8 protein-coding genes and 1 pseudogene are annotated in these 6,000 nt (G+C 49.7%); 7 read left to right on the forward strand and 2 right to left on the reverse strand.

All coding sequences use genetic code 11. The features are described from left to right. The first annotated feature begins 148 nt into the window (after positions 1–148). From rnc to shoB, 6 genes are all read left to right on the forward strand, one after another. Complete coding sequence (rnc, locus tag ABZJ92_RS13065) at positions 149–829, forward strand: ribonuclease III (RefSeq protein WP_001068343.1); 681 nt, start codon at positions 149–151, stop codon at positions 827–829. Then, positions 826–1,731, forward strand: a complete 906-nt coding sequence (gene era, locus ABZJ92_RS13070) for a GTPase Era (RefSeq protein WP_000020747.1) — start codon at positions 826–828, stop codon at positions 1,729–1,731. The genes rnc and era overlap by 4 nt, the downstream gene beginning before the upstream one ends. A gap of 11 nt (positions 1,732–1,742) precedes the next feature. Continuing rightward, on the forward strand, positions 1,743–2,471 hold the full coding sequence (gene recO / locus ABZJ92_RS13075) for a DNA repair protein RecO (protein ID WP_000399400.1): 729 nt from the start codon (positions 1,743–1,745) through the stop codon (positions 2,469–2,471). 11 nt (positions 2,472–2,482) lie between these two features. Then, positions 2,483–3,214 (forward strand): pyridoxine 5'-phosphate synthase, encoded by a 732-nt coding sequence (pdxJ, locus tag ABZJ92_RS13080; protein WP_004969731.1) that lies wholly within the window; start codon positions 2,483–2,485, stop codon positions 3,212–3,214. Further along, a complete protein-coding gene (gene acpS, locus ABZJ92_RS13085; RefSeq protein ID WP_000986029.1) occupies positions 3,214–3,594 on the forward strand; it encodes a holo-ACP synthase in 381 nt (126 codons plus the stop codon). The genes pdxJ and acpS overlap by 1 nt, the downstream gene beginning before the upstream one ends. 419 nt (positions 3,595–4,013) lie before the next feature. Further along, complete coding sequence (gene shoB / locus ABZJ92_RS13090) at positions 4,014–4,094, forward strand: type I toxin-antitoxin system toxin ShoB (protein ID WP_000128776.1); 81 nt, start codon at positions 4,014–4,016, stop codon at positions 4,092–4,094. Between the two features lie 193 nt (positions 4,095–4,287). On the opposite strand, the gene yfhL is transcribed toward shoB, so the two are convergent. Continuing rightward, complete coding sequence (gene yfhL, locus ABZJ92_RS13095) at positions 4,288–4,548, reverse strand: 4Fe-4S dicluster ferredoxin YfhL (RefSeq protein ID WP_000054752.1); 261 nt, start codon at positions 4,546–4,548, stop codon at positions 4,288–4,290. Positions 4,549–4,762: 214 nt separating this feature from the next. Here yfhL and ABZJ92_RS13100 point away from each other — a divergent pair. Continuing rightward, positions 4,763–5,859: pseudogene (locus ABZJ92_RS13100) on the forward strand (tyrosine-type recombinase/integrase); the annotation flags it as partial. 43 nt (positions 5,860–5,902) lie between these two features. On the opposite strand, the gene ABZJ92_RS13105 reads toward ABZJ92_RS13100, so the two are convergent. Further along, positions 5,903–6,000: IS3 family transposase (locus ABZJ92_RS13105; protein WP_346429434.1), on the reverse strand; the 98-nt coding region annotated here is incomplete at its 5' end.

Here is a 6,000-nt window from a genome sequence, read left to right on the forward strand (position 1 = left end):
TGGCACCTTCAGGTTGCCACGGCACACGAAACAGCGTTGGTCCCCATATACCGCTAAACTGAAACTGCAGCGAAGCAGTTAGCAGAGCCATGTATATCAGGTCTGTTTCGTGTGCTGAATTGTTGACGCATTTATTTATTGGTATCGCATGAACCCCATCGTAATTAATCGGCTTCAACGGAAGCTGGGCTACACTTTTAATCATCAGGAACTGTTGCAGCAGGCATTAACTCATCGTAGTGCCAGCAGCAAACATAACGAGCGTTTAGAATTTTTAGGCGACTCTATTCTGAGCTACGTTATCGCCAATGCGCTTTATCACCGTTTCCCTCGTGTGGATGAAGGCGATATGAGCCGGATGCGCGCCACGCTGGTCCGTGGCAATACGCTGGCGGAACTGGCGCGCGAATTTGAGTTAGGCGAGTGCTTACGTTTAGGGCCAGGTGAACTTAAAAGCGGTGGATTTCGTCGTGAGTCAATTCTCGCCGACACCGTCGAAGCATTAATTGGTGGCGTATTCCTCGACAGTGATATTCAAACCGTCGAGAAATTAATCCTTAACTGGTATCAAACTCGTCTGGACGAAATTAGCCCAGGCGATAAACAAAAAGATCCGAAAACGCGCTTGCAAGAATATTTGCAGGGTCGCCATCTGCCGCTGCCGACTTATCTGGTAGTCCAGGTACGTGGCGAAGCGCACGATCAGGAATTTACTATCCACTGCCAGGTCAGCGGCCTGAGTGAACCGGTGGTTGGCACAGGTTCAAGCCGTCGTAAGGCTGAGCAGGCTGCCGCCGAACAGGCGTTGAAAAAACTGGAGCTGGAATGAGCATCGATAAAAGTTACTGCGGATTTATTGCCATCGTCGGACGTCCGAACGTTGGCAAATCCACATTGTTGAACAAACTGCTGGGGCAGAAAATCTCCATCACCTCCCGCAAGGCGCAGACAACTCGTCACCGCATTGTGGGGATCCATACTGAAGGCGCGTATCAGGCGATCTACGTCGATACACCGGGCCTGCATATGGAAGAAAAACGCGCCATTAACCGCCTGATGAACAAAGCGGCGAGCAGCTCTATTGGCGATGTTGAGCTGGTGATTTTTGTCGTTGAAGGCACCCGCTGGACGCCGGACGACGAAATGGTGCTCAACAAACTGCGCGAAGGCAAAGCGCCGGTAATCCTCGCGGTGAACAAAGTGGACAACGTGCAGGAGAAAGCCGATCTGCTGCCGCACCTGCAGTTCCTGGCAAGCCAGATGAACTTCCTCGATATCGTGCCAATCTCTGCCGAAACCGGGCTGAATGTTGACACTATTGCGGCAATCGTGCGTAAGCATCTGCCTGAAGCGACTCATCACTTCCCGGAAGATTACATCACCGATCGCTCACAGCGTTTTATGGCGTCTGAAATCATCCGCGAAAAACTGATGCGTTTCCTTGGCGCTGAACTGCCGTACTCCGTGACCGTGGAGATCGAACGTTTCGTCTCTAACGAACGCGGCGGTTGTGACATCAACGGTTTGATTCTCGTTGAGCGTGAAGGGCAGAAGAAGATGGTTATTGGCAACAAAGGGGCCAAGATCAAAACCATCGGGATTGAAGCGCGTAAAGACATGCAGGAAATGTTCGAAGCGCCTGTCCACCTTGAACTGTGGGTAAAAGTGAAATCGGGTTGGGCCGACGACGAACGCGCACTGCGCAGTCTCGGTTATGTTGACGATCTTTAAGAGTCACTCCGATGGAAGGCTGGCAGCGCGCATTTGTCCTGCATAGTCGCCCGTGGAGCGAAACCAGCCTGATGCTGGACGTCTTCACAGAGGAATCGGGTCGCGTGCGTCTGGTTGCCAAAGGCGCACGCTCTAAACGCTCTACTCTGAAAGGTGCATTACAGCCTTTCACCCCTCTCTTGCTACGTTTTGGCGGGCGTGGCGAAGTCAAAACGCTGCGCAGTGCTGAAGCTGTCTCACTGGCGCTGCCATTAAGCGGTATCACGCTTTACAGCGGTCTGTACATCAACGAACTTCTCTCCCGCGTACTGGAATACGAGACGCGCTTCTCTGAACTCTTTTTCGATTACTTGCACTGCATTCAGTCTCTTGCAGGTGACACTGGTACGCCAGAACCCGCGCTGCGTCGCTTTGAACTGGCACTACTCGGGCATCTGGGCTATGGCGTCAATTTTACCCATTGCGCGGGTAGCGGCGAGCCGGTAGATGGCACCATGACGTATCGTTATCGCGAAGAAAAAGGGTTTATCGCAAGCGTCGTTATCGACAATAAAACGTTCACCGGAAGGCAGTTAAAAGCGTTAAACGCGCGGGAATTTCCTGACGCAGACACACTACGCGCCGCGAAACGCTTTACCCGAATGGCGCTTAAGCCGTATCTTGGCGGTAAACCATTAAAGAGCAGGGAACTGTTCCGGCAGTTTATGCCTAAGCGAACGGTGAAAACACATTATGAATGATGAGGATTGTCATGGCTGAATTACTGTTAGGCGTCAACATTGACCATATTGCAACGCTGCGTAACGCACGCGGTACTGCTTACCCGGATCCGGTGCAGGCGGCGTTTATTGCCGAGCAGGCGGGAGCGGACGGCATTACCGTGCATTTACGTGAAGATCGCCGCCACATTACTGACCGCGATGTGCGCATCCTGCGGCAGACGCTGGATACCCGAATGAATCTGGAGATGGCAGTGACCGAAGAGATGCTGGCGATCGCCGTTGAGACGAAGCCACATTTTTGCTGCTTGGTACCGGAAAAGCGTCAGGAAGTAACAACCGAAGGCGGCCTGGACGTTGCAGGGCAGCGTGAAAAAATACGCGATGCCTGCAAACGTCTGGCAGATGCCGGGATTCAGGTTTCTCTGTTTATCGACGCCGATGAAGAGCAGATCAAAGCTGCGGCAGAGGTTGGCGCACCGTTTATCGAGATCCACACCGGTTGCTATGCTGATGCCAAAACTGACGCCGAACAGGCGCAAGAGCTGGTGCGTATCGCCAAAGCCGCGACCTTTGCCGCTAGTCTCGGTCTGAAAGTTAACGCCGGACACGGTCTGACCTATCACAACGTGAAAGCCATTGCCGCCATCCCTGAGATGCATGAACTGAATATCGGTCATGCCATTATTGGCCGTGCAGTGATGACCGGACTGAAAGATGCGGTGGCAGAAATGAAGCGTCTGATGCTGGAAGCGCGTGGCTAATGGCAATATTAGGTTTAGGCACGGATATCGTAGAGATCGCTCGCATAGAAGCAGTGATCGCCCGATCCGGTGAGCGCCTGGCACGCCGCGTATTAAGCGATAACGAATGGGCAATCTGGAAAACGCACCACCAGCCGGTGCGTTTTCTGGCGAAGCGTTTTGCTGTGAAAGAAGCCGCAGCAAAAGCGTTTGGCACCGGGATCCGCAATGGTCTGGCGTTTAATCAATTTGAAGTATTCAATGATGAGCTCGGCAAACCACGGCTACGGCTATGGGGTGAGGCATTAAAACTGGCGGAAAAGCTCGGCGTTGTAAATATGCATGTAACGCTGGCAGATGAACGCCACTATGCTTGTGCCACGGTAATTATTGAAAGTTAAAATAATACCGTTCTCTTTAAAAAGTAAAACCCCCGAACTGGTAAGGAACGGGGGTTTTACTTTTTAACTTTAATTTTGTGCAGCATGCACCCTCAACAACAGCGATTATGGATCAGTGTACTTATCTTTTACAAGCAACTTGCAATCTTTAGCATAAAAACTCGAGCCTTTACGAAGAAAGCAATATTGATGGAAAGATTAACGTGACCGCCAATTCGTAAGTACATTAAAATTGGCTTCGTTATTGAAGATTTTGCTGTGCTTTACACCATGCCACAGAATTCCCCCATTGAAACGAGTGGTGTCGTCAAAGCTCTGGTGTGGAGTGCAGCATGCACCCTCAATAACTCGCACGTTCAGTTTTGGGGAGATGTAAGGGCTAATCTGAATGGCTGCATTCCTTGTTTAAGGAAAAACGAATGACTGATTGCCGATACCTGATTAAACGGGTCATCAAAATCATCATTGCTGTTTTACAGCTGATCCTTCTGTTCTTATAACACAAGGAAACGTACTTAAGGTGCGTCCGGTGAACCAATCGGACGCGCCTTTAATAACTATAAATAAGTGTCTTGGCAGATACTATATAAATTAACTTAGTGAATGATTATGCTAATGTCATCAATTAAATAAATATAATGGCGTTAAGGCTTCCCAGTAATATAATTAATACTCTACTTCCAGAGTAGAATATTAAATTTTATCCGCGTGGTGCATCAGCACAAATTTATCCCACAACTGTTCTTCTGTCTCGACATGCGCCGGATCTTTCACAATAGTATTGGGGATCGGGCACACCTTCTGGCAGGTTGGTGTCTCGTAGTGCCCTACGCATTCGGTACACTTATCGCTGTTAATTTCGTAGATATGATCTCCCATTGAAATCGCCTCATTCGGGCATTCGGGTTCACACATATCACAATTAATACAGCGTTTAGTAATTAGTAAAGACATTTCAATGGATTACCGTTAAATCATTTTAAAATCAGTAAGTTGTATCGAGTTTGTATGCTTTACTGTCATTAACTTACTGTATGTTGATCCAGTGTATTTAACCTTGATAAACTCAGTCCAGCAACACAAAACCGCAACACATTGCATTTTGTCCCGTAGAAAAGACTTGTATGTGTGAGCTTGTTTTCTGCGCCTACGCAGATAAGGATTGAGAATGCCGCGCACTGTAACACATAATCCGGATAGCCCCAATAATGACGATGTTTTAGCCGCATCTGAAAAATGGGACGCCTGTAAACCCCCCTATACCAGCGCACACATGAAAATCTGTGTTGCTGCCGCCAAAATCATCCTCGCTGCTTCCGGCGTGGCTCGCTGTTCCAAATACGAAAAAGAGAACTATCTCCGTATCGATTTCAGCAAAGCCGGTAAGGTTACATTTTACGCCGAGTTTCCAAAAAAGATGGGCCTCAAAGGTAAAAAGCTCGGCGAGTGGCCGGAGCTCGTTATCCAGCTGGCGCGCGAAAAAGCACTAGGTATGGCTGACGGTGGACTGCGGGCAGAGTCCGTACATGCAGCGCTGGAAATGTACCGGGATGACCCAAAGCCAAAGTAGCCCGGCAGAAGCTGAGCCCGGACAGTTTCACAACCTACGGGGTGCGTATCGACCGGATTAAAGTAACGTTCGGCGAGCGTGAGGTGTTCAGCGACGTAACATACAATCGGCTGGTGGAAGTGCTGGACGAGTGGATCGCCACTCGCTCGAACAATAACGCCCTGGAGTTGTTTGCCGAGCTCCGTCGGTTCTGGAAGTTCTGCGCACCTACTCTTTGCAACGGCCGCAATGTTGCCGCCAGTCTGCCAGATGATTATGTTTCCTCCCGCGTACAGAAACCTACCCCCACACGGCTTTTTACCGATATTGAATCAATCGCCCGACTCTGGCTCAATGTTGCTGCCTGCACCTCTGTACACCAGAAGAATGCTGTTCGCTTCATGATCATCACTGGTGTTCGTCCGATTAATGTCCATAACCTGCGCTGGGACTACGTTTACGAGGAGGCTGGTGAAATTGTTTATCCGGAAGGGGTTATCGGCATGCGAGGGGCTATGAAAACACAAAAGGCTTTCCGCCTGCCGATAACGCCTGAGATCCGGCGGATTATCGACGAGCAGAAAGCCTGGCGTGATTCAGTTCCTGAGTGCAACAGGGATTATGTATTTTTGCAGCCACGTGATCCAATGCAGCCATTTTCAAAACGATCACTGGATAAGCTGGTGAAAACATACAGCCCGGACGGGGCTGTAAAATGAGGTGTACTGGCAATAGCGGACACTACCATTTGTTCTTTTTTTAAGCAGCCATCTGATGATGTTTTTCCCTGAAGGCTGCCGGGGAGATATTCCCCAGACGAGAGTGACGACGCTGACGATTGTAGAAAATCTCAATGT

This window comes from Shigella sp. FJ200513, from assembly GCF_040495915.1.
GTDB lineage: Bacteria > Pseudomonadota > Gammaproteobacteria > Enterobacterales > Enterobacteriaceae > ECMA0423.

What these genes read in the sequence shown, in the direction of transcription:
- pdxJ (WP_004969731.1), top strand. Translation starts at nt 2,483, where the DNA reads ATGGCTGAATTACTGTTAGGCGTCAACATTGACCATATTGCAACGCTG.
- acpS (WP_000986029.1), top strand. Translation starts at nt 3,214, where the DNA reads ATGGCAATATTAGGTTTAGGCACGGATATCGTAGAGATCGCTCGCATA.
- era (WP_000020747.1), top strand. Translation starts at nt 826, where the DNA reads ATGAGCATCGATAAAAGTTACTGCGGATTTATTGCCATCGTCGGACGT.
- shoB (WP_000128776.1), top strand. Translation starts at nt 4,014, where the DNA reads ATGACTGATTGCCGATACCTGATTAAACGGGTCATCAAAATCATCATT.
- yfhL (WP_000054752.1), bottom strand. Translation starts at nt 4,548, where the DNA reads ATGTCTTTACTAATTACTAAACGCTGTATTAATTGTGATATGTGTGAA.
- recO (WP_000399400.1), top strand. Translation starts at nt 1,743, where the DNA reads ATGGAAGGCTGGCAGCGCGCATTTGTCCTGCATAGTCGCCCGTGGAGC.
- rnc (WP_001068343.1), top strand. Translation starts at nt 149, where the DNA reads ATGAACCCCATCGTAATTAATCGGCTTCAACGGAAGCTGGGCTACACT.